Source organism: Roseovarius sp. MBR-78 (genome assembly GCF_040547535.1).
Classification (GTDB): domain Bacteria; phylum Pseudomonadota; class Alphaproteobacteria; order Rhodobacterales; family Rhodobacteraceae; genus Roseovarius.
Genome location: NZ_JBEPPX010000023.1, coordinates 33,860 through 56,572 on the forward strand (window position 1 = coordinate 33,860; position 22,713 = coordinate 56,572).

Consider the following 22,713-nt stretch of genomic DNA (forward strand, 5'->3'; position numbering starts at 1 on the left):
TGCCAGTTGCGGGCGCAGAAGATGGTGCGGCTCAGTCCTGGCAGGCCTCGCGTGTCGCGAACGCGGCGAGTGGCACCGGGCGCGCGGGCGGCTGCGCCCGCAACCGGCCCATCTGAGCGGCGCGCGCCCCTGTTGCCGCCGCCATCACCTCCACCCCGGCAAGCTGGCAATAGCGCCCCTGACAGCGCCCCATGCCGACGCGGCCGAGCGATTTGGCGCGGTTCGCCTCGGGCCCGGAAAGCGGCAGGGTCGCGCGCAGTTCGCCGGTCGTGACGCCTTCGCAGCGGCACAGGATTGTGTCGTCCGGCAGCGCGCGGATCATGTCCGCAGGCCACGGGAAAGCATCAGCGACACCTTTGGCAAAACGGCGCAAGCGACGCGCGCCCCGCAGGTCGCGTCTCTGGGCGACGGTGTCGGTCGGGTATCCCAGATCGTCAAGACAGGCGCGCGCCGCCAGTCGCCCGCCGATTTCCGCCCCGTCGGCACCGAGCAGGGACATCCCGTCACCCGCCAGATAGAGCTCATCCGCAGCGCGACCCGCAGCGTCCGTCCGGGGGAGCCATTGCGCCCATGTCTGTGACCATGTGAACGTCGCACCGGCCAGATCCGCGAGGGTTGTTTCGGCGCGCAAGTGCCAGCCAAGCGCCACTGTATCGCACTCGGTGCGATGTGTCCGCCCTCGCGCGTCGCGCCAGATGATCGCCTTGGGGCTGGTCCCGTCACCCTCAATGGAGTCGAGCGTGACACCGGCCTTGTAGAGGTGCCCGAGGCGCGCGCGCAGGCGCAGCCCGCGCAGCGTGAAGACCGGGCGGGCCAGCGCCATCCTCGCACCACCCCTGACCTGTGTGCGCCAGGGTGCGGTATCCAAAACTGCCGCTACCTCGGCCCCCGCATCAATCAGTTGCGCGGCAACCAGCGTCAGCAACGGGCCTGAACCTGCCAGAACGATGCGCCGTCCGAGTGCCACCCCCTGTGCCTTGAGTGCAATCTGTGTGGCACCCAGACTGTAGACCCCCGCCATCTGCCACCCGGGCACGGGGGCGAGCCGGTCGGTTGCCCCGGTCGCAAGGATCAATCTGTCATAGGGCAGCGATATCACACCGGCAGGTGTCAGAACCTGCGCGATCCCTTCACGCAGGCCCAGAACGCTGCATCCCGGATGATACCCGATCTTTTGGTCCCGCACGAGCCCGTCGAAGACGTCGTGCAAGTGCCGGGCCTTGGCGGCCTCGGACCCATAGAGTGTGCTCGGCGACCGGGTGAATTCCTCGGGCGGGCGACGATAAATCTGCCCCCCCGCCCGCGATCCTTCATCCACCACGGCCGGGCACAGCCCGGCTGCAACAAGCGTTTCGGCGGCGCGGATACCCGCCGGACCCGCACCCACGATTAGTATGCGGGTCATGACAAGATTCCGGGCCAGTTGTCCGATGGGGCCGAACGCAGGCGCATCCCCGCGCGCAACGGCGTCGAACAGGCGCGCAAACGCGGGCCGTCCTCCTGCCACAGCCAGCAATCCTGGCAGGCCCCCATCAGGCAGAACCCCGCGCGCCGCTCGGGTCCGAATTCCGCCGCGCGGAGATCGGGTACTGCGGCCAGAACCGCGGTCAGCACCGTGTCGCCGTCCAACCCTGAATACGCCTCCCCATCAAAGCTGAAGGCCAGCGAGACGCGGCCGGTTTCGGCCACCCGCCTTACGCGCCCGGCACTTGGGGTGCCGCCCGTCATTCCGCAGCCTCGGCATGGGTGTGGGGATGTGGGATATCGGGAAACCGCTCTCGGGTTTCGGTGTAGGCGGCGTTCACCCCCTCCGCGCCCTTGCGCGACTCCATCCGGCGAAAGACCTCTGTCTTGACGAAAAACCGCCAATGCACGGGCAGGGCCATCAGGATATCGGTCAAACAGGCGTAGGCTTCATCGGTCCATTGCGCCTCGAAAGCGTCGCGCTCTGGCCCGAAATGGAAATGCCCATCATGCGTGCGCGCCTTTGCGCGCAACGCGGCGGTCGCGGTCTCATCGACCTCGCCGCCTCGCATGACGACGCCGTAGTCGCGGCGTGCGGCCTCTTTCGACACATGACCGCGCGCCACGTCCTGTGCCACACGCCATGTCTCGCGGCTCATCGGGTCGCCGCGTCCGCCCCCGCCCGCCGAACGGATGGAAAGCACGTCACCCGGCTGCAAGATGGCCGTGTCGGCACTGCCCATGCGGCGCGCGTCCGGAGTGCCGGGATTGACCACCATTTCCGCCAGCCCCGCCGCGCGCCCACCCAGGACACCCCAGGGACGAAAGCGCGAGCGGTCGCGGTTGCGGGCGGTGATGCGCGTGTCCGGGGCGAAAACGCGAAAGGCCATTTCCGTGGCCAGCCCCCCGCGCCAGCGTCCTGCCCCGCCTGTATCGCGTGCAAGGCTGTATTTGACGAACTCCACCGGCACCTCGGTTTCGGTGATCTCGATCGGTGTGTTCTTGAGATAGGCGGCATCCGCGCCCGAGCCGTTGGTGCCGTCGCGATGCGGCATCCCGCCACCGCCGCCGACCACCGGATTGACCGCCGCGATGACCTTTTGCCCGCTGCGCTCGTCATGGGTCATGACATTCACGATGCAGTTGTTTCCCGCAGGCGCAGCGGGCATACGCTCTGGGATGGCCTGACTGAACGCGCCGAAGATCACCGAGCGAAGCCGCGCACATGTCAAAGACCGCATCCCCACGGCCGCCGGCGCGACCGGGTTGAGCACCGTGCCCTCGGGCGCGATACAGGTGAAGGGCCGCGTCAGCCCGGTATTCAGCAAAAGCCGCGGATTGAGCGTGTAGAGCACATAGTAAACCCCGACCAACAATATGGTATGTCGCGGATCGCCCCCCGAAGGCACGTTGAGCGATGAGCCAAGCTGCGGGTCGGACCCGGTGAAATCCAGCTCGGCGCTGTCGCCCCGGATGCGCAGGGTCAGGCGCAGGCGGCAGGGATTTGCAAAATCGCTGTCTTCGTCGGCGTAATCGGCAAACTCATAGTCGCCATCGGGAATGCCGCGCAGGATCTCGCGGGCCTGCGCCTCGGCCTGATCCTTGAGCGCGGCAACCCCGGAGAGAAAGCCTTGACCGCCAAACCGTGCCAGCATCGCGTGGACCTTGCGTTCGCCGGTATTGAGCGCGCCGACCAGCGCCTTGATGTCGCCGATGTTCAAGGCGGGCTTGCGGACATTGGTTTCCATGATACGCAGAATCTGCGCGTCAAAGACCCCCTCGTTGACCAGCTTCATCGGGGGAAACCGCACCCCTTCCTGATGAATTTCAGTGAGCGAGCGCGACAGGGACGCAGGCACCGCGCCGCCCATATCGGTATTGTGGATATGCCCGCCGGTCCATGCCACGATCTCGCCGTCGTGAAAGACCGGTTTCCAGAGATGAGTATCCGGGGCATGCGTGGCGACATGGCCGGAATAGGGATCGTTGGTAAAGGCCACGTCGCCGGGGCGATAATCCTCGACCATGTCGATGGCCCGCCTGTAGCTCAGGCCCGGATACCAGGTCGCCCCCAGATCCATCGGCACGGCAAAGGTGTCGCCGTGGCGATCCATCAGCATCACCGTGAAATCCTGTGTCTCCTTGACGAAGGCGGAATGCGCCGTGCGATGCAGCGTATGCGCCATGTTTTCGGCGGCGGCACGGGCATGGTTGGCCAGCACTTGAAGGGTCATCTTGTCAGACATGGGCTCACTCCGCGAATTCGAGGTGGATATTGAGATGCCTGTCAACGTGGGCGCGCGCACCCTCCGGAATGGCAAGCGTGGTGTCCTCCTGACAGACCACGGCGGGGCCGTCGAAGGTGGCACCGGCCATGAGATCGGCGCGCTCGAAGAGCGGGATATGGCGCGCACCGTTCAGATGCACCTGCACTTGCCGGGCGGGCATGGCGTGACCGGTCGTCGTGATTGCCTCGGCGAAGTCCGGCTTGGGGGTGATACCGATCGCCGAAAGCCGCAGGTTCACGATTTCGATTGCGCCCGCCGGGTCGTCGAAATCGTATATCCGGCGGTGCGTCTCATGAAATGCCGTCGCCAGACGGGCGGGATCGGAGAGCCAATCCGGCTCGAGCGCGGTCTCGATCTCATAGCTCTGACCGGCATAGCGCATGTCGGCCGAGAGCCGGACCTGTGCCGCGCCTGAATGGCCCTGCACCTTGAGCCAGGCATCTCCCTCTTTCTGCAGTTCTGCGAGCGCGGCGCAAAGTTGGCGGGGGGCGTTGGCGTTGAGATCGGTGAAAACGGTCCGCAGGAAATCGCCCCGCATATCCGCGACCAACCCACCGAGCGCCGAAACGACACCGGGCCTTCGAGGGGCCAGAACGCGCGTCATGCCAAGCTCACGCGCGAGGAAGGCGCCCAGCATGGGGCCGCCGCCGCCAAACGGCATGAGCGCATAGTCGCGCAGATCGACGCCCGCGCGCGAGCCCAGTTTCTCGACCTCCACAAACAGTTCCGACACGGCGATGTCGAGAATGGCCTGCGCGGTTTCCTCCACGCTGCGGCCCATCGGTCCGGCAATCCGGGTCACCGCCTCGCGGGCGAGATCGCGGTCTATGCTGAGTTGACCATAGGCCATTTCAGCCTGCCCCAGCCAGCCGCAGACGGCCATCGCATCGGTCACCGTGGCGGCCGCGCCACCGCGCCCATAGCAGGCCGGTCCGGGGCTGGACCCTGCCGAGTCCGGCCCCACGCGCAGCACGCCGTGACTGTCGACGCTGGCAATCGAGCCACCGCCGATGGCGATGGAACTGACCGAGACCGAGGGGATATGCAGGGGGAAGTCGCCGATCCGCTCATCGGTCCCGAACTGCACCTCACCATCGACGATGAGCGCAAAATCGGCCGAGGTTCCGCCGATATCAAGGGTCAGGACATGCGACTCTCCGGCTTGTCGCGCCAGCCAGGCCGCCCCCATCACGCCCGACGCCGTGCCCGACAGCAGCATCGACACACAGTCCCTGCGGCCCTGATGCGCGCTCATCAGACCGCCATTCGATTTGGTCAGTAAGGCGCGCGCCGGCACGCCCCGACCGGCCAGACGATTCTCCAGCGCGGACAGGTATCCGGACACGCGGGGGTGAACATAACCGTTGAGAATCGCGGTCGAACTGCGCTCGTATTCGCGGATCACCGGCCACACCTCGGAGGACGTGAAGACGAAAAGATCGGGGGCCTCGGCCTCGATCATCGTCTTTACCGTGGCCTCCTGTGCCCCATTGCGCCAACTGTGCAGAAACGAGACGACAATGCCATCGGCACCGGCCTCCTGGGCCTGCCTCACTGCGTCGCGGACGGCCTCAGATGTCGGGGCAACCGGTTCGCTGCCATCCGCGCGCAGCCGGACGGGGATACCAAAAACCCGGTCACGCGGGATCAAAGGCTCTGCCCGGTGACAGAACAGCGAATACATCTCGGGCATTCCCAGGCGCGCCAGCTCGATCACGTCCTCAAAGCCTTGATTGGTGATGAGCGCCAGTCGCGCGCCCTTGCGTTGAAGGATCGTGTTGATGCCTACCGTGGTGCCATGCACGAACCGGGTCACAGCGCCCGGATCGAGCCCTTCGCGCTCCGCCAGCAGATCGAGCCCCGTCAGCAATTCGGCACCCGGATCATCGGGGGTGGTCAGCACCTTGAGCGACGCGATACGCCCGCTGCGGGTATCCAATGCGCAGAAATCCATGAAGGTGCCGCCGATATCGACACCGATCTTCCAGTCCGCAGGGGCGGTGTTGCCATCCATCTCTCTTCGATCCTTTCCGGTCGTTTGCCGGTACTCGACCAGATCGGTCGGGCCGCGTCCAAGACGGATAGAGTGACGATGTATAAGGCAGGCTTATGTCTCGATGAGTGGGGTGGCATGTAACAGTTTGCGCATGGCCTCTTCGGCGCGCGAAAGCGTTTTGTCACGCGCGGTCAGGAGAGACACCGGCAAGCCGGGCGTATCTGTCAGTGGGCGTGCCACAAGGCCGGGAAACTGCGCCCAGGGCAAAAGCGCATCGACCAAGGCGATACCCAGCCCGGCACGCACGAACCCGGCCGCCGAGATCGAACTGTCAATCTCGATCTGCGGGGCAAAGATGCCGCCACGCCGGCGCAGTGCCATGTCCAGTTCGTCATGCGGTCGGGTCTGACTGCGATAGGATATGATCGTCTCGTCTTCCAGATCGGAGAACCCCACCTCTTGCGCGCCTTTCAGCCGATGGCCCTCTGGCAAAAGGCAGCAAAAGCTCGTGGTGCCAATGTTTTCGACCGCGATATCGGGCGGCAGGTCGTCATCGAGCGCCAGCGCCATCGACGCATCTCCAGTGCGCAGAAGATCCACCATCGCGGCCAGAGGGGCTACATGCGTGCGCAAAACGACATCCGGATGCTCGGCACGGAATGCCTTGAGCGCGCGGGGCAGCAGGGACATGCCAGGCGGTGGCGAGGCCGCGATCCGCACCAGCCCGGCCCGGCCAAGCCGCAGATCCGATGTCTTGCGGCGTAGCCCTTCAAGACCAGCAAACAGGCGCTCGGCCTCTGGATAAAGCTCGAACGCCTCGGGCGTGGGGCGCAGCCTGCCCTTTTCGCGATCAAAGAGGGCAAAGCCAAGTTGCGCCTCCGTATGAATGAGAATCTGGCTGAGCGCGGGCTGCGATATGTTGAGAAGCCGCGCCGCCCCGGTCACGGTTCCGGCCCGCATGACAGCGGTAAAGACTTCGAGTTGACGAGCGCGCATCGCGTTTCTCCCATAGGTCAGGCTTATAGGGTGCCACGTTTACCGACTTTGACACAACCGGGTTAGCAGGGTTTGATGGGCGAAATTCCTATGTCAAAAGGACATGGCGGCATGGATGTGATCGTTCTGGGCGGCGGTCTGATGGGGACAGCCTCGGCCCTTTTTCTCGCACGTCGCGGCGTCCGGGTGACATTGATCGAGCGCCGCCGGATCGGCGCGGGAGCAACGGTGGCATCCTTCGGCAATATCCGGCGCAGCGGACGGCATTTGGCGCAATTACCTCTGGCTGCCCGGTCTCTCGCGATCTGGAACGAGGCGCAGACACTGTTGGGGCGCGACGTGGAGTTTCGCGCGACCGGGCACCTGAGACTGATTTTCGACACGGACGGGCTGGACGACATGCGCAGCTATGCGCGCGCCGCGCGGGGCAACGATCTCACGCTTGAAGAACTCGGCCCGGACGATCTCCGTTGCCGCTTTCCGGGGCTTGGACCGGATGCAATCGCCGCCTCGTTCTCGCCGAGGGACGGATCGGCCAATCCTCGGTTGGTGGCCCCGGCCTTTGCCGACGCTGCTGCGCGCGCAGGGGCCCTTATCATAGACGAGGCACCGGTTCTGGAAATCGGCCATGGCGAGTCGGGCTTTGCAGTTAAAACGGCGAAGGGGGTCTATAGGGCCGCCACCCTGTTGAATTGTGCAGGCGCCTGGGGTCGGGAGGTGGCGGCGCGCTTTGGCGAGGATGTGCCGCTTGGCACATGGGGGCCGCAAATGGCCGTGACAGAGCCGGTGCCCTATCGCATCGCACCTGTGGTCGGGGTCTGGAGCCGCGCGCACGGGGCTTATCTGCGGCAGGTAGAACGCGGCAACGTGGTGTTTGGCGGCGCTGTCCCGCGCGTTCCGGTGGCACCAGATCCCGGCTATGCCCATGCCGATCCGTCCTCATTGCCCGCTCAGGTGGCGGCGGTGCTGAAGCTGGTTCCGGCGCTGGTCGATGTTGCCGTTATCCGCCAGTGGTCAGGTTGCGAGGGCTACGTTGCCGACAACCTGCCGGTGATGGGGGCCTCTGGCACAACACCGGGATTGTTTCACGCTTTCGGGTTCTGTGGACACGGATTTCAATTGGGCCCCGGCGTCGGCGACGCCATGGCCGAATTGATCGCCACAGGTCGTTGCGCAACACCGCTTGACGACTTTGCCATCACCCGGTTCGCGGCATGAGATCAAAAATCGGCCACCTTTCCCCGCTGACCTTTGCCGAAACGTGCAAGACGGTATTGCTCGGTCTGCGTGATCGGGCGGCGCCCGAGCACCATGTCGGCCACCAGATGCCCCACACCTGGCCCAATGCCGAAGCCATGCCCCGAGAGCCCCGCCGCCAGCACGAGGCCGGGCGTCCCGATATCGGCATCGATCACCGGCACACCATCCGGTGTGCTGTCGATATAGCCCGCCCATTGCGCCTGGATCGGCAGGTTCCCGAGAGCGGGCAGAAGGCTGCGGGCACGATCCAGCGTCAGGTCGATCAGCGCCTTGCTGGGGCGGGGATCGAGGATGCGGCTGCGCTCCATCGGTGTTTCGCGATCGAAGGCCCATTCCTTGCGCGTTTCGAATCCTGCGCGCCAGGCCTGCGCCCCGCCCGGGCGCAATGCGCGCCATCGCTTGGCGAACATCGGCAGGAAATGGCGTGCACCGACGAGCGCCCCCGGCGTGGGATCGAGATTGGCCAACCCCGATACGGCAAGCGTATGCGCGCCGTCGCATCGGCGCGTTACCGACACGTCGGCGGTGTGCAATGCGTGGGGCAGCCCCTCGGCCCCCGGTGCCACGGACAATATCGAACTGCGCACTGCGGCCTGCGGAAACCCGATGCCGTGACGATGCAGAAAGCTGCCGGCCCAGGCACCACCTGCCATGACCACCACGCGCGTCCTGATCGTGCCGCGCTCGGTGATGACGGCCGAAACGGCACCGGCCTCGGTTTCCAATCCACGCGCCGCACAGCCCTGCAGCACCGTGCCGCCATGCGCCACGACCCCCTGCGCGATCAGCGGTGCCGCGCGCGATGGATCGGCGATGCCATCGCTTGGCGACCAGACACCGCCCTGCCAACGCTGCCCGGTGGCGGCACCGCGTTCGGTGGCCTCTTCGAGGGTCAGCATCCGGGTATCGACGCCTTCGCCACGTGCGAAACGGCCCCATCTGGCCCAGCCTTCGATTTCGTCGGGATCGTTGGACAGGTAGAGCAGCCCGCAGCGTCGAAACCCGAGATCGGCACCGATATCCGCGCTCATCTCTTCCCACAACGCGAGGCTGCGGGTGGACAACGGCAATTCCCGGGCATCACGATTTTGCTGGCGGCACCAGCCCCAGTTGCGGCTCGATTGCTCCGCACCTATAAGACCTTTCTCGAGCAGAACGACGTTCTGCCCTGCGCGGGCAAGCCAATACGCAGCGCTGACGCCAACAATTCCACCGCCAATGACCACACAATCGGCCTGGTCGGGAAGCTCGTAGTGGGTTTCAATCTCAAGCAGTGGAGCAGGCATGATTTCCCCATGTGTTTTTCAAAGCCTAGCTGTAGGATTCCAGTTGTTTGTGCCGCATCTGCGGAGTTGCTCGGCAGATCGTTTCGTATTCGTGCTGCCGGGTGTGACAACCGCCTCCGGAGCCGCGTGCCGCGCCGTTACATGCAAGGACAGGACCGATGAACAACCTTCAGAAGCTTGACCGAATCGACATTCGCATACTGGCCGAGTTGCAGCGCAACGGCCGCATCACAAATGTCGAGTTGGCCGATCTCGTTCATCTGTCGGCCTCGCCTTGTCTGACACGCGTGAAGAAATTGCAGAAATCCGGCTACATCACCGGATACTCGGCGCTGATCAACGTGGCCAAGCTGGGTGAGACGCTGACCGTGTTCACCGAGTTCACGCTAAAGAACCACCGCCAGATAGATTTTGCCCGTTTTCAGGAAGCGTTGGAAAAGATCGAAAATTGCGTGGAATGTCACCTGATTTCCGGCGGTTACGACTATCTGGCAAAATTTGTCACCGCCGGGATCAGTGACTATCAGGAGATCATCGAGGAGCTGATTGACCGCAACTCGGGAATAGATCGCTATTTCAGCTTCGTGGTGATGAAGACCCCGTTCATCAAGCGGCAACTGCCGTTGACCCGGCTTTTCACGGAGGCCGAGTAAAGATCGGGGGCTGGCGTCTCAGCGATCAGAGAACGCAGCCAGCAATTCGGGATCCTGTTCCAGGCCGGCGAGCCAACCGGTATCGAGCTGCGGCACCGACGATATCAGCAGCCGGGAATAGGCGTGGGTCGCGTCCTGAGACATCCGCGCCGCCGGCAAGGCCTCGACCACCTCGCCCTTGTACATCACCAGAACGTCGTCGCAGATCGCCTCGACGGTGGAGAGGTCATGGCTGATGAACATGTAGCTGAGCCCAAGTTCGCCCTGTAGCTCCTTGAGCAATTCGAGAATCGCGGCCCCCACCACGGTATCCAGGGCGGAGGTGATCTCGTCGCAGAGGATCAGTTCGGGTTCGGCGGCCAGGGCGCGGGCAAGGTTCACGCGTTGTTTTTGCCCGCCCGACAGCTCGGACGGGAGCCGGTGGCGCAAGGCCGGGGGCAGGTGGACCATCTCCAGCAATTCGATCAACCGCTTGTCAGCGGCACCGCCGCGCAGGCCCTTGTAGAACCGTAGCGGGCGCGCGATGATGCTACCCACGGAATGCGCCGGGTTCAGTGCCGTGTCGGCCAGTTGAAAGACGATCTGCGCGCGGCGCAGTTCCTGCTTGCTGCGTTGATCCAGGGATGGCGCGAGCGTCTGTCCGTCAAGCAGCACTTCGCCCCGATAGGCTGGCAGGATGCCAGCCACGGCCCGCGCCAGCGTCGACTTGCCGGACCCCGACTCGCCGATCACACCGAGGTTGCGTCCGCGATAGAGCTTGAAATTCACGTCGCTCATCACCTTGGCCAGCGGTTCGCCATTCTTGACGGGGCCATATCCGGCATAAAGGCCTCGAATTTCGAGTATCGGCGTCTCGGTTTCCGCTTCGACCTCCTTCGCGGCGACATGGGGCACCGGATCGAAAGCGGCCAGAAGCTCCTTGGTATAGGGATGTTCGGGCGCGTTCAAAATCTGCTCGGTCGTGCCGTGTTCCTGGATCTCGCCATTCTTGAGCACCACGATGCGATCTGCGATCTGCGCGACAACGGCAAGGTCATGGCTGACATAGACACCGGCCATGCCGCCGTCTTCCATCACGCGGCGAAAGGCGCGCAGCACCTCGATTTGCGTGGTCACATCAAGCGCCGTGGTGGGTTCGTCAAAGATCACCAGCTTCGGGTCGCCAATCAGGGCCATTGCTGCCGACAACCGCTGAAGCTGTCCGCCCGATACCTGATGCGGGTAACGCTCGCCGATGGTGTCCGGGGCGGGCAGGGCAAGCGCGCGAAAGAGACTGCGGGCGCGTTCCTCGGCTTTGGCGCGCGGCATCAGGTTATGGATGCGGGTTGTCTCCACAACCTGATCCATAATCCTCTTCGACGGGTTGAACGCGGCCGCCGCCGATTGCGGGACATAGGAAACCTCGGTGCCGCGCATCTTGGCGCGCTGGCTTTCGGTCATTCCGGTGACATCGTGCTCTCCGACGCGGATCGTGCCGCCCTCGATGGCACAGCCACGGCGGGTGTGACCCATGAGCGAGAGCGCGATCGTTGTCTTGCCCGACCCGGATTCACCGATCAGGGCAAGGATTTCTCCGGGAGCGATGTCAAAGTCCACGCCCCGAATGATCCCGACATTGCGGCCCGAGTCGGTGACGGCACCAATCCGCAGGTCGCGGACGGAAACGAGAGGTGTGTCTGTCATCATTCGGCCCTGTCTCTGATTTTGGTGGGTAGGTTGTCGATGAACATGTTGACCGAGATGGTCAGCGACGCGATGGCGATGCACGGAAAGATCACCGCCGGCGCACCGAGGCTCAGCCCCTCGATGTTCTCACGCACCAGAGCCCCCCAATCGGCGTGGGGAGGCTGAACGCCCAGGCCAAGGAAAGACAGACCCGACAACACGAGCACGATAAAGACGAACCGCAACCCGAAATCGGCAAGCACCGGGCCGAGGATGTTGGGAAATATCTCGAACGTGATCATGTAAGGCGTGCCCTCGCCACGGGCGCGGGCGACGGTCACGAAATCCATCGTGTTGATGTTCACCGCCAGCGCACGGGCAAACCGGTAGGCCCCCGGCATGTAGATTGCGGCCAGCGTCCACACCAGAACCGGGATGGATGACCCGATGGCGGCCACCACCACGAGACCAAAGAGCAACGAGGGGATACCGTTGAACGCATCCAGAAGCCGCGACAGCAGCGTATCGAACCAGCCGCCGATCACCGCCGCAATCATGCCGAGGATGACACCGAAGGTGCAGGCCAGCGTCACCGCCGCCAGTGCTATTCCCACCGTATAGCGTGCACCCATCAAAACCCGCGAAAAGATGTCCCGGCCGAGGTAATCGGTGCCCATCCAGTATTCGGCACTTACACCGCTGAAATAGTCCCAGTCGACAATCTTGCCGACCGGGTAGGGCGTGAGCCAGTTTCCGACAAGTGCGACAATGGCCCAGAAGATGATGATCGCGATGCCGACTCGTCCCGTCCAGCCGAAGGAATAGCCGAGATTGCGCGGCGTCGGCAGACGAAGTTTGCGGGGGGTGGTCATGGGATTCGTCATCACTTGCGCAGCCTTGGGTTTGAGAGGATTGCGATCATGTCCGCCAATGTGATCAGCGTCAGGTAGCTGACGCTGAAGACCATCGCACAGGACTGGATCAGTGGCAGGTCGCGGGTGGCTACGGCGTCCACCATGAGCTTGGCAACGCCCGGATAGTTGAACACGGTTTCAACAATGATCACGCCGCCGACGAGATAGGACAGCGACAACGCGACGGCGTTGGCAATGGGGCCAAGCGCGTTGGGCAGGGCGTGAACCAGGACCATGCGCGACCTCGAGGCGCCTTTGAGCAAGGCCATCTCGACATACGGGGTCTCTATCGTCTCGATAACCGCCGCTCGGGTCATGCGGATCATCTGGGCCGAGACAACAAAGCTCAGCGTGATGACAGGCATGGCATAGGCTCGCAGCATCGCGCCGATGCTGTCTACATTGACGCCGTAGCTGAGTGCCGGCAACCAGCCAAGCCAAACGGCAAAAACCAGAACCGCCAGCGTCGCGACCATGAATTCCGGCACCGAGATCACCGAAATCGTGGCCACGGATACCGCCCGGTCCAGCCATGAGCCACGAAACATCGCCGCGATGATGCCAAGGGTGAGTGCCACTGGCACGCAGATCACTGTCACGATCCCTGCCAGGCGCAGCGAGTTCAGCAATCGCCCCCCCAAGAGATCGACAACTTCGATGTCGTTGACGTAAGAGCGCCCCATATCGCCTGTTGCAAGCCCCGCCAGCCAGCCAAGAAAGCGTTGAAGCGCAGGTTCGTTCAGCCCCATCGCCTCGCGCAGGCCGGCAACGGCCTCGGGCGTCGCTGCCTGACCGAGCAGAATCTGGGCGACATCGCCGGGCAGCATTTCCGTCGCGAAGAACACCGCGAAGGAAACGATGATGAGCGTTATGAATGCGATCCCGAGGCGTTGCCCGACAAGAAGCCATGTCGTGGTTGACCGGAGCATGGAGCACCTCCCTTTTCAGGAATGGAAATTGCCCGCGCATGTTGCCATGCGCGGGCGCGTCTTGGGATCGATTTTATTCGTCCAACCAGACGTATTCCGCAAAAGCATAGCCCATCTGGCCACCGAGCGGGTTGGGACGCATCCCCTTCAGTGTGTCGGCCATGCCATCGACATTGGAAATATAGGCGGGAATGATGGTGCCCGCCTCGTTGGCGACCATTTCCTGCATATCCCAATACATGTCGGTCCGCTTGGTCTCGTCCAGCAATCCACGGGCCTCGATCAGCATGCTGTCGAACTTGTCGGATTTGTAATGGGATTCGTTCCACGGCGCTTCCGAATGATAGAGCAGCGAGAACAGGATATCCGGCGTCGGGCGCGGGTTGATGTTGCCGAAATGGACCGGCGCTTTCAGCCAGTAGTTGGACCAGTAACCATCGGACGGCACGCGCTGAACATCGAACGTCATGCCAATCTCGGAGCCGGCCTGCTGCACCACCGTCGCCATATCGATCGACGCATTGGCGGCTTCGGAGGCGACGATCGGGATCGTCTGGCCAAGAACACCAGCCTTCTCGAACAACGCGCGGGCACGCTCGGGATCGTATGCACGCGGCTGCAGCTCGGTGTTGAAGTACCGGTTCGCAGGCGAGACCGGCTGATCGTTGCCGATCTCGGCCAAGCCGCGCAGCACGGATTTCTGGATCTGCTCACGGCGGACAAGATGCTTCATGCCTTCGATGAAGCCCGCCTTGGCACCCGGGTCCAGATCAAGTCGGATATTGAGGTTCGTATAATTGCCAGACGTGCTGATCATCGTGTCGACATGCGACTGACCTTCCATCATACGTAGGGAGCGCGCGTTGACTGCCGCGGCAAGGTGGATGTCTCCCGACAACAGCGCGTTCACGCGGGCATTGTTGTCCGGGATGGCGAAATACTCGAAACTGTCGAGATAAGGCCCTGTGTCCTTGAAGTAGTTCGGGTTGCGGACTGCGACAGACCGAACGCCGGGGCTGAATTCTTCGAGCTTGAACGCACCGGTACCGTTGCCCTTGGAGAAATCCGTGGTGCCATCGGCGACGATCATGAAGTGGTGCAGCGACAGAATGGTTGGCAAGTCGGCATTGGGCTCGGTCAGAACGATCCGGGCGTTCAGGTCATCGACCGCCGTGATCTCGGCCATCTGCTTGGCGATGGAGTTCACCTTGGAGCCGACATCCGGGTCGAGATGACGCTTAAGCGAGAAGACGACATCGGTCGCGCTCAGCGTTTTGCCGTCGTGGAAGGTGACGCCGGATTTCAGCTTTACGTTCCAGGTCTTGGCGTCGGTCGAGTCGATTGACTCGGCCAACTCCATCTCGACTTCGCCGGCCTCATTCAGGAAGGTCAGACGGTTATAGAGCGCGCAGCAACGCGTGTAATCGGTCGAGAGAGAGGCTTTGGCCGGGTCCAGCGTGTCCGCCGTGGATGAAGACCAGCCCGCGGCTTTCATGTGGCCGCCGGTCTTCGGCGTCGCGGCGACCGCCCGAGTGGCCCGCATCAAGAGACCGCCACCTGCGCCAAGTGCCACGCCCGAGCCCATGAGCATCTTCAGAAGGTCACGGCGCGATGCACCGCGGCGGATCGCCTCTTCGACCATCGCGTCGTCGCGCGCGGTCCAGTTGTTCGGAGTGTCTTTGGTCATGTCTGTGTTCCCTGTGTTTGTTGAAGTTGGTGGTTCAGTCGAGACCCCATCCGGTTCTGCGTGCCGGTTTCGGTCGGGGTGGTGGGCTCAGGTCACGGTCGCGCTTTCGATAGCGTCGGCCAATTCCATGAGCGATCGGAAATGGTAGTCCGGTTCGGTGAAGGTCTCGGGCTCTATCGTGGCACCATAGCCCGCTTGCCCGTGGCGGCGTTCGATCCAGACATTCGTCATGCCGAGCCGTCGCGAGATACCGATATCGTGGTGCTGACTTTGCGCCGCATGCAAGATGTCGTCCGCCGTGCCGCCGGTCGCTTCCACGTGTGCAAACACCTTGTGAAAAAAGGCCGGGTCAGGCTTTTCAGTGCCGGTATCGTCTACGGTAAACCCCGCCCAGAACGGAAAACCCAGCTTTGCCTCGTATTTCTCGAATGCCCAGCGGCGGGCATTGGTCATGGCGATCAGCTTGTAGTGCGTGCCAAGCCGGGCCAGTGCTTCGGGGCTGTCGGGAAATGGGGATGCTTCTGCTACCGCGTCGATCACGCGGGCGCGTAACTCGTCCGTGTCGGGCAGGCCGAACCGCGCAGCGATCCGACCGTAGCAGCGACCCAGATCATCCGGGAACAGGCCTGCATCGGGTTCATAGCGTGCGGCACGATAGACCGACAATGCCTCTTCGTCATCGAGATCGACGCCGGCCTCCCGCGCGATGGCAGTCAGCGCGCCGGTGATCGCAGCTTCGAAATCCATCAGCGTGCCAACCACGTCAAAACTCATATAGGCGAACGCGGTTAAAGGTTTTGTCATCGTTGCTTCTGTCATCCGACACTACCTTTTCTTCTCATGCCCCCTTTGGGGGAAGGGGCGCCGCCCCAGTTGATTGATCATCGCCCGCTGGGCAAAGGCCGTGACGTCGAATCCTGTTGACGCAGCGGCATATTCTTTCGTTTTGTGGGCTCGAGCGGCGAGAAATGCCGCGCCCCGATTCCGGCCTAGTACCCTTGCTCGTTGTCCACAAAACCGGGGAGTGCAGTGCCCTCACGGGTGGCGCGGATCACGGCCAACGCGTGACGCGCACCCTCGACCGCATCCGTTTCCGCCGCGGTGTGCGGTGTTATGATGACCCTTGGATCTGTCCATGCCCAATGACTCTGCGGCAGGGGTTCAGGCTCTGTCACGTCCAGCATCGCGGCCCGAAGACGACCTGCTTCGAGCGCGCTGCGCAATGCCTGCATATCAAGCTGAGCGCCGCGCCCGGCATGGACGAGCGCGGCACCCTCGGGCAGCAAAGCAAAGACATCGGCCCCGATCAGCCCGCGCGTTTCACTTGTCAAAGGCAGCACGCAGATCAGCAGATCGGTCCGGGCGAGGAACGCGACAAGATCAGCGTGGCCATAGACCTCGATCTTGTCGACGGGGTGGCCCGACCGGCTCCATCCCGCGACGTCAAAGCCCAGCGACGAAAGGGGCGCCGCCGCCGCGCGCCCGATCCTGCCCAATCCCATGATGCCCACGCGGCACTCGCTGGCAGGGCGTGGGGGGTGCGTGCGCCACTCGCCGCGCCCGGCCTGCTCCAGGTAGCGCGGCATGTCGCGATGCAGCATCAGCGTCGCCATCAGCACCCAGTCGCGGACCATCGCGTCGATGCCGGGTGCCAGCGTGCGGGCCAGCATGACGCCGGGCGGCAGGGGCGGCATCTGGTCCACGCCCGCGCCGGTGCTTATCACTACCTTGAGATTGGGATAACAGCCAAGGTCGGCGGGTGGTGTCCAACAGGCCAGATGCGTGATGGCGGACGCATCCTCCACCGCATCCTCACCCACCACCAATTCCTCTCCGACGGCATCGAAGATCGGCCGCCACGCGCGGGCGCGCTCGGGCGGCCCCAGCAGCAGCAGAGTCATGAGCGAAGCACCTCGCGGATTTCAGGGTCTTCCAGCGTGAGATCGAGCACCTTGCGGGTGCGCTCGACGATCCGGTCGATCTCGGCGTCGGTGCAGCACAGCGGCGGGGCATAGCCCAGCACACCTTGCGCAAAGGATCGCAGGATCAGCCCCTGCTCCCACGCGCGATCAAAGAGCCGCGTCGCCGCGTCCAGCGCGACGGGAAGAGGCGTCTTTTCTTCCTTATCCGTGACAAGCTCGACCGCCGCCAGCATGCCGCGCCCACGCACGTCGCCTACCAGCGGATGGTCGGCAAGACCGGCCAATCCTTGTTGCAAGCGGGCACCCTGACGGCGGCCATTGTCCAGCAGGCCACCCTCGTAGAGCTTCAGTATTTCGAGCGCCACAGCGGCTGAAACAGGGTGTGCGGAATAGGTGAATCCATGCCCGACGGCCTTCTTGCCCGCACCTTCGGCGATGGTCTGGTAGACATGCTCGCTCATCAGCACCGCGCCCATCGGCACATACCCCGAGGTCAGGCCCTTGGCGACGGTCATCAGGTCGGGCACGATGCCTTCGTCTTCGCAGGCAAAGAGCGGCCCGGTGCGGCCAAACGCGGTGATCACCTCGTCAGCGACAAAGAGGATGCCGAGTTCGGTGCAGGCATCGCGCATCGCCTTGATCCAGCCCTTGGGCGGCACGAGAACCCCGCCGGATCCCTGAATGGGCTCGACATAGAAGGCGGCGACCCGTTCGGGGCCAATCTCCTCGGCCTTGGCGCGCAAGGCCGCGACCGATGCAGAGATGATGGTTGCGTCGTCCGGTCCTGCCGGGTTGCGATAGGTGTAGTGCGACGGAATCTTGTGCTGCCAGTCATAGGGCAGCCCAAAGCCGTCGTGAAACACCGGCAGCGCTGTCAGACCGGCACCGGCGGAAGTCGAGCCGTGATAGCCCTGCGCGACCGAGATGAACTGATCGCGGTCCGACTGACCTCGGGCGTGCCAGTAGTAGCGGATGAAACGGATCGTGCTGTCCACCGCGTCAGACCCGCCAAGGCAGAAATACACATGATCCAGATCGCCGGGCGCGCGCTCTGCCAGTTCGGCGGCAAGGCGAATCGGCGCTTCGGCCCCCAGATCGAAATAGCCGGTGGCGTAGGGCAGGTTGCGCATCTGCTCCGCCGCGGCCTGAACCACGCTTTCATGCCCGTAACCCGCGTTGACGCACCACAGACCGGCAAACCCGTCGATCAACTCGCGCCCTTCGCTGTCCGTCACGGTGGCCCCGTGCGCCGAGCGGAGCACGCGCACGCCGCGCGCCTCATGTCCGTGGAACGAAGAGACCGGGTGGACAAGGTGCCGACGGTCGAGTTCGACGAGGGAGTTTGTAAGCATGATGGTCTCCGCTGGAATTATCCAAGCGCCTGGGACGCAAGCGCGTAGGTTGTGATATCGCCCGCAGGCCGAGGGCCGGGATCACGGACCATCGCGGTGCCGTCACCCACATGAGCCAGCCCGAGGGTGGTCACGAAATCCGACAGCCCCGCAGCCTCGGGCAGGTCGATGCGCAGGAACGTGCCTGCGTTGCGCAGCATCCCTTCGGCGATCAGCGAACGCGCGGCTGCCGCGTCACGCGCGACCACGGGACCGATCACGCGCCCGCGCCCGAAATCACGCAAAAGCGCGAAACCGCGCTCGGCCAGGAGCACCTCGCCCTGTGCCGCGATCCTTTGAAGCAGTGCACGACGATCGAGACCGGATGCCGCATGGTCCATTTCCGCCAGTCGCACCACATCCGGCACGCTGCCAACCCGCACCGGCAGTTCGGGTGTCGCTGTTTGCGCAATGCCCTGATGTTGGAAAATTCGGTGCGTTGCGCGAAAGCCCAGCTTCTCATAGAGCGGCAACCCCTCGAGGGTGGCGACAAGCCGCATTTCCGAGCCCCGTGCAAAATCCATCACCGCCGCCATCAGCCTCCGTCCAAGGCCGCGTCCGCGCATCGCCTCATCCACGATGATCATGTTGATGAGTGCGACGGTGCCGAAACGGCTGCAACATGCCGTCCCGACAATGCGCGTGCCGTCGAACGCCACGACCCCCTCGGAGACCGCGAGCGCCAATGCCCAATCCTCTGACCTGTGTGGCCAACCCACCTGTTGCGAGAGGCGCAGCGCCTCGGCCACATCATCGGGCGCGAACGGTCGTATCTCCAACCCTGATCCGAGCATGGGTTGCGTGGAAGCGTCTGTCATGAACTCACTCGTCTTGTTGCCCCTTTCACCGTAGGGCGCGAGGATCGGCATGTTGCACCTGAAGTGTGATCAGTGCGGCAGTTTTCCTTTGCGTCAGGCCGCCCGCACCGCAGGAAATGCCGCCTCTACCCGGCGCAGACCCGACCGAGGGCCAGTAGCATGGCATGGCAGGCCCGAAGCTCTGGCAGGGTCAGGTATTCCTCGGGCCGATGTGCGCGGGCGATATCGCCGGGGCCGCAGATGATTGCCGGAATACCCGCCTGTTGAAAAAGCCCTGCCTCCGTCCCGAAGCTCACGGCGGCGGTCGCAAGATGACCGGAAATCTCAGACATGAGGGCGGCCAGCGGATGCGCGGCATCGAGAGCAAGGGGTGGGTAGCTGGAGAGCCACTCGGTCTCGACACCGCTCTTGTCGGCAGCGGCCAGGACCGGGTCGAGCAGCGACCCGGGATCGGTCCCGGCGATGGCGCGGGCCTCGATCTCTGCCTCGGCCCGATCCGGAATGATATTGAGCGCCTGCCCGCCTGTGACGGTGCCAACTTGCACGCTGGACCATGGTGGCGCGAACCGGTCGTCCTGTGGTCCGCGTGCCTGCAGCTCGCGCGCCTGCGCCTCGGCAGCAATCAGCGCAGGCAGCAGCGCGTGGATCGCGTTTCGCCCCAGATCAGGACGCGAGCTATGGCCCGCCACGCCCGTCGCGCGCAGGCGCAGCGCCGCCTTGCCCTTGTGAGCGAGCACCGGCACCAGCCCCGTGGGCTCTCCGACGATGCAGCCGAGCGGCGCGGCGCACAGCTCTGGCAGCCTGGCGATCAGGTGTGGCACACCTTTGCAGCCGGCCTCCTCGTCATATGAGAGCGCGATATGCAGGGGCGTGGCCAGAGCCATTGCCGCCAGATCCGGCGCGGCGGCAAGGACGGCGGCAACAAAGCCCTTCATGTCACATGCCCCACGCCCGATCAGCCGATCGCCGGCCTGGCGCAGGGTGAACGGGTCGGCGTGCCACCCAAGCTCTCCGGCCGGAACGACATCGACATGACCGGACAGGATATATCCGGGTCGCGTCGCATCTCCGATCGTGGCGAAGAGGTTGGCACGATCGCCTTCCGGCCCGACGAGGATGCGGCAGGAAATGCCGTGTCCGTCGAGCCAATCCGCGACCGCCTCGATCAATGGCAGGTTCGGGCGCCCGACAACCGTGTCGAAGCCGACAAGCTGGGCGAGCATCTCTTGGGGTGTGCGGGCCGAGAGCATGGTGTCCGTGTGTCCTTCTGTCAGGTGGCTGGCACTCATGGTCGATCCTGCATCGAAGCGAGACGGCAGGGGCGTTGCTTCTCGCGGGTCCAACGGCACCTTTTGCCGGATCACGCCCGCACAACGCGATATCCTGCGGCAAGCCTGTCAAACGCGGCAATCCATTCCGCCGCCGAACAGCAAGGATGAGCGCATCGCATACGCTTTGGAGACCATCATGACCTTTCGCCCCAAGTTCATCACTTTTGACTGCCACGGCACCATGATCTTTTACGACATGGCGGGAGCGGCGCGCGATCATTACGGTGAGACGCTGTCGCCCGAGGCGATGGAGGTGTTCATCCGGGATTTTGCGGCCTACCGGCTCGATGAGGTTCTCGGGGCGTGGAAGCCCTATGCCGAGGTGGTGCATAATTCGCTGGAACGGACCTGCAAGCGCAACGGCGTGGCGTTCGATGCCGATATCGCAACGGCAATCTACCAGCGTGTGCCGACATGGGGGCCGCATCCGGACGTCCCGGCAGGCCTCGCCAGGATTGCGGACAAGATCCCGTTGGTGGCGCTGACCAATGCGATGAACAGCCAGATCCCGCACAACATCGCCAATCTCGGCGCGCCCATTGCCCATGTCTTCACCGCCGAGGACGCACAGGCCTATAAACCGCAGATGCGCGCATTCGAGTATATGTTCGATCACCTCGGGTGCGGCCCGCAGGATGTGTTGCACGTCTCATCGAGCTTTCGCTACGATCTGATGACAGCGCACGATCTCGGCATCACCCACAAGGCATGGGTGAATCGTGGCCATGAACCGGCCAATCCGTATTACGGCTATACCGAGATCTCGGATATCTCCGGGCTGCCCGCCCTGGTCGGGCTCTAGGTCAGGCAGAGACGATCATGAAATACGCATCCTACTGGCACGAGACCGCCCCCGCCTTCGAGGCCGGACAACAAGGCCCGGTCGAGGGCCGCTTTGACGTGGCTGTGATCGGCGGCGGGTTCACCGGGCTGAGCGCGGCGCGTCGGCTGGCGCGGGCGGGGGTATCGGTGGCGCTGCTTGAGGCAGAGCATGTCGGCGCTGGCGGGTCGGGCCGCAACGGGGGACATCTCAACAACGGCATCGCGCACGGCTATGCCGCGGCCAAGGCGCATCTGGGGACGGAGCGCGCCCACGCGCTCTATCACGCCTATGATCGCTCGATCGACATGATCGAGGAGACCATCGCCGAGGAACGAATTGCGTGCGACTTTCGCCGCTCGGGCAAGCTCAAGCTGGCGTCGAAGCCAAGCCATGTCGCGTCGCTGCGTGCCAATTGCGCGTTGATCGCGCGTGAAGTCGATCCCGAGGCGCGCTGGCTGGAACCTGACGCGTTGCGCGCCGAGATCGGATCGAGCACATTCCACGGAGCCAGCCTGCAACCTAAATCGGCAATGATGCATATGGGGCGCTATGTGTCCGGGCTGGCGCGGGCGGCGGCAGAGCACGGAGCGCTGATCTGGGAAAACGCACCGGTGACGGGGCGGCGCAAACAGGATGGCCTGTGGCGGCTCGACACCCCGCGCGGCCATCTGCACGCGGAGCGGATCATCGCCGCGACAGGTGCCTATGCCGGTGCGGTCGAGGGGGCGCCGCTCACTGCCTTTCGCAGACGCATCATCTCGGTCGGCTCGTTCATCGTGGCGACGCGCCCGCTCACTGACGCAGAGGTCGCCGCGACCCTGCCCGGCAATCGCACTTGCGTAACCTCGATGAATATCGGCAATTACTTCCGCCTGTCGCCCGACAACCGCCTCATCTTTGGCGGGCGCGCACGGTTTTCAGCCAGTTCCGACCAACGCTCGGACGCGAAATCGGGCGAGATTCTGCGCGCCGGGATGGCGCGGATATTTCCGCAGCTTGCCGATGTCGAGATCGACTATTGTTGGGGTGGTCTTGTCGGGATGACCAAGGACAGGTTTCACCGCGCGGGCGAACTGGACGGCATGATCTATGGCATGGGATATTCCGGGCATGGCGCGCAGATGTCGACGCTCGTAGGTGCGTCTCTGGCGGACATGGCCATGGGGCACCCCGATGCCAACCCGCTCGCCGGTCTCGACTGGCCCACGGTGCCGGGATATTCCGGGCGTCCGTGGTTTCTGCCATTGGTGGGGCTGTGGTTCTCGCTGAAGGATCGGCTATCCTGAGGCC

19 protein-coding genes are annotated in these 22,713 nt (G+C 63.9%); 4 read left to right on the plus strand and 15 right to left on the minus strand.

Translation table 11 applies throughout. The features are described from left to right. Positions 1–31: 31 nt before the first annotated feature. The 5 genes from ABIE58_RS16005 to ABIE58_RS16025 form a co-directional block, all read right to left on the minus strand. Positions 32–1,405, minus strand: a complete 1,374-nt coding sequence (locus ABIE58_RS16005) for an FAD-dependent oxidoreductase (protein WP_354545709.1) — start codon at positions 1,403–1,405, stop codon at positions 32–34. Beyond that, positions 1,402–1,728 (minus strand): (2Fe-2S)-binding protein, encoded by a 327-nt coding sequence (locus ABIE58_RS16010; protein WP_354545710.1) that lies wholly within the window; start codon positions 1,726–1,728, stop codon positions 1,402–1,404. The genes ABIE58_RS16005 and ABIE58_RS16010 overlap by 4 nt, the downstream gene beginning before the upstream one ends. Beyond that, positions 1,725–3,710, minus strand: coding sequence for a hydantoinase B/oxoprolinase family protein (locus ABIE58_RS16015; RefSeq protein ID WP_354545711.1), 1,986 nt, complete (start codon positions 3,708–3,710; stop codon positions 1,725–1,727). The genes ABIE58_RS16010 and ABIE58_RS16015 overlap by 4 nt, the downstream gene beginning before the upstream one ends. Positions 3,711–3,714: 4 nt before the next feature. Then, positions 3,715–5,766, minus strand: coding sequence for a hydantoinase/oxoprolinase family protein (locus tag ABIE58_RS16020; protein WP_354545712.1), 2,052 nt, complete (start codon positions 5,764–5,766; stop codon positions 3,715–3,717). 93 nt (positions 5,767–5,859) lie between these two features. Further along, positions 5,860–6,744: a LysR family transcriptional regulator gene (locus ABIE58_RS16025; protein WP_354545713.1), complete on the minus strand. Its 885-nt coding sequence runs from the start codon at positions 6,742–6,744 to the stop codon at positions 5,860–5,862. A 75-nt stretch (positions 6,745–6,819) separates the two neighbouring features. Between ABIE58_RS16025 and ABIE58_RS16030 the strand changes: the two genes are divergently transcribed. Then, a complete protein-coding gene (locus ABIE58_RS16030; RefSeq protein WP_354545714.1) occupies positions 6,820–7,962 on the plus strand; it encodes an NAD(P)/FAD-dependent oxidoreductase in 1,143 nt (380 codons plus the stop codon). A 2-nt stretch (positions 7,963–7,964) separates the two neighbouring features. On the opposite strand, the gene ABIE58_RS16035 is transcribed toward ABIE58_RS16030, so the two are convergent. After that, positions 7,965–9,290 carry an NAD(P)/FAD-dependent oxidoreductase gene (locus ABIE58_RS16035; RefSeq protein ID WP_354545715.1) on the minus strand — a complete coding sequence of 442 codons (1,326 nt, stop codon included), beginning with the start codon at positions 9,288–9,290 and terminating at the stop codon, positions 7,965–7,967. Between the two features lie 158 nt (positions 9,291–9,448). On the opposite strand from ABIE58_RS16035, the gene ABIE58_RS16040 reads away from it, so the two are divergent. After that, positions 9,449–9,943: an Lrp/AsnC family transcriptional regulator gene (locus ABIE58_RS16040; RefSeq protein ID WP_354545716.1), complete on the plus strand. Its 495-nt coding sequence runs from the start codon at positions 9,449–9,451 to the stop codon at positions 9,941–9,943. An 18-nt stretch (positions 9,944–9,961) separates the two neighbouring features. Here ABIE58_RS16040 and ABIE58_RS16045 read toward each other — a convergent pair whose 3' ends face one another. The 9 genes from ABIE58_RS16045 to argE form a co-directional block, all read right to left on the minus strand. After that, complete coding sequence (locus tag ABIE58_RS16045) at positions 9,962–11,626, minus strand: ABC transporter ATP-binding protein (RefSeq protein WP_354545717.1); 1,665 nt, start codon at positions 11,624–11,626, stop codon at positions 9,962–9,964. Further along, the gene (locus tag ABIE58_RS16050; RefSeq protein ID WP_354545718.1) at positions 11,626–12,480 is read right to left on the minus strand and encodes an ABC transporter permease; all 855 of its coding nucleotides are present in this window, start codon (positions 12,478–12,480) and stop codon (positions 11,626–11,628) included. Before ABIE58_RS16050 ends, ABIE58_RS16045 begins: the two co-directional genes overlap by 1 nt. Before the next feature lie 11 nt (positions 12,481–12,491). Then, positions 12,492–13,451, minus strand: coding sequence for an ABC transporter permease (locus ABIE58_RS16055; RefSeq protein WP_354545719.1), 960 nt, complete (start codon positions 13,449–13,451; stop codon positions 12,492–12,494). Positions 13,452–13,524: 73 nt separating this feature from the next. Further along, on the minus strand, positions 13,525–15,138 hold the full coding sequence (locus ABIE58_RS16060; RefSeq protein ID WP_354545720.1) for an ABC transporter substrate-binding protein: 1,614 nt from the start codon (positions 15,136–15,138) through the stop codon (positions 13,525–13,527). Between the two features lie 87 nt (positions 15,139–15,225). Continuing rightward, complete coding sequence (locus tag ABIE58_RS16065) at positions 15,226–15,942, minus strand: HAD-IA family hydrolase (RefSeq protein WP_354545721.1); 717 nt, start codon at positions 15,940–15,942, stop codon at positions 15,226–15,228. A gap of 185 nt (positions 15,943–16,127) precedes the next feature. Then, complete coding sequence (locus ABIE58_RS16070) at positions 16,128–17,039, minus strand: 2-hydroxyacid dehydrogenase (protein WP_354545722.1); 912 nt, start codon at positions 17,037–17,039, stop codon at positions 16,128–16,130. Continuing rightward, on the minus strand, positions 17,036–18,412 hold the full coding sequence (locus ABIE58_RS16075) for an aspartate aminotransferase family protein (protein WP_354545723.1): 1,377 nt from the start codon (positions 18,410–18,412) through the stop codon (positions 17,036–17,038). Before ABIE58_RS16075 ends, ABIE58_RS16070 begins: the two co-directional genes overlap by 4 nt. Positions 18,413–18,429: 17 nt before the next feature. Beyond that, a complete protein-coding gene (locus tag ABIE58_RS16080; protein WP_354545724.1) occupies positions 18,430–19,269 on the minus strand; it encodes a GNAT family N-acetyltransferase in 840 nt (279 codons plus the stop codon). A gap of 125 nt (positions 19,270–19,394) precedes the next feature. Beyond that, positions 19,395–20,558, minus strand: coding sequence for an acetylornithine deacetylase (argE, locus tag ABIE58_RS16085; RefSeq protein WP_354545725.1), 1,164 nt, complete (start codon positions 20,556–20,558; stop codon positions 19,395–19,397). Positions 20,559–20,736: 178 nt separating this feature from the next. Between argE and ABIE58_RS16090 the strand changes: the two genes are divergently transcribed. Both ABIE58_RS16090 and ABIE58_RS16095 read left to right on the plus strand, forming a co-directional pair. Continuing rightward, on the plus strand, positions 20,737–21,402 hold the full coding sequence (locus ABIE58_RS16090; RefSeq protein ID WP_354545726.1) for a haloacid dehalogenase type II: 666 nt from the start codon (positions 20,737–20,739) through the stop codon (positions 21,400–21,402). 17 nt (positions 21,403–21,419) lie between these two features. Further along, positions 21,420–22,709 carry an NAD(P)/FAD-dependent oxidoreductase gene (locus tag ABIE58_RS16095; protein WP_354545727.1) on the plus strand — a complete coding sequence of 430 codons (1,290 nt, stop codon included), beginning with the start codon at positions 21,420–21,422 and terminating at the stop codon, positions 22,707–22,709. Positions 22,710–22,713: the final 4 nt, after the last annotated feature.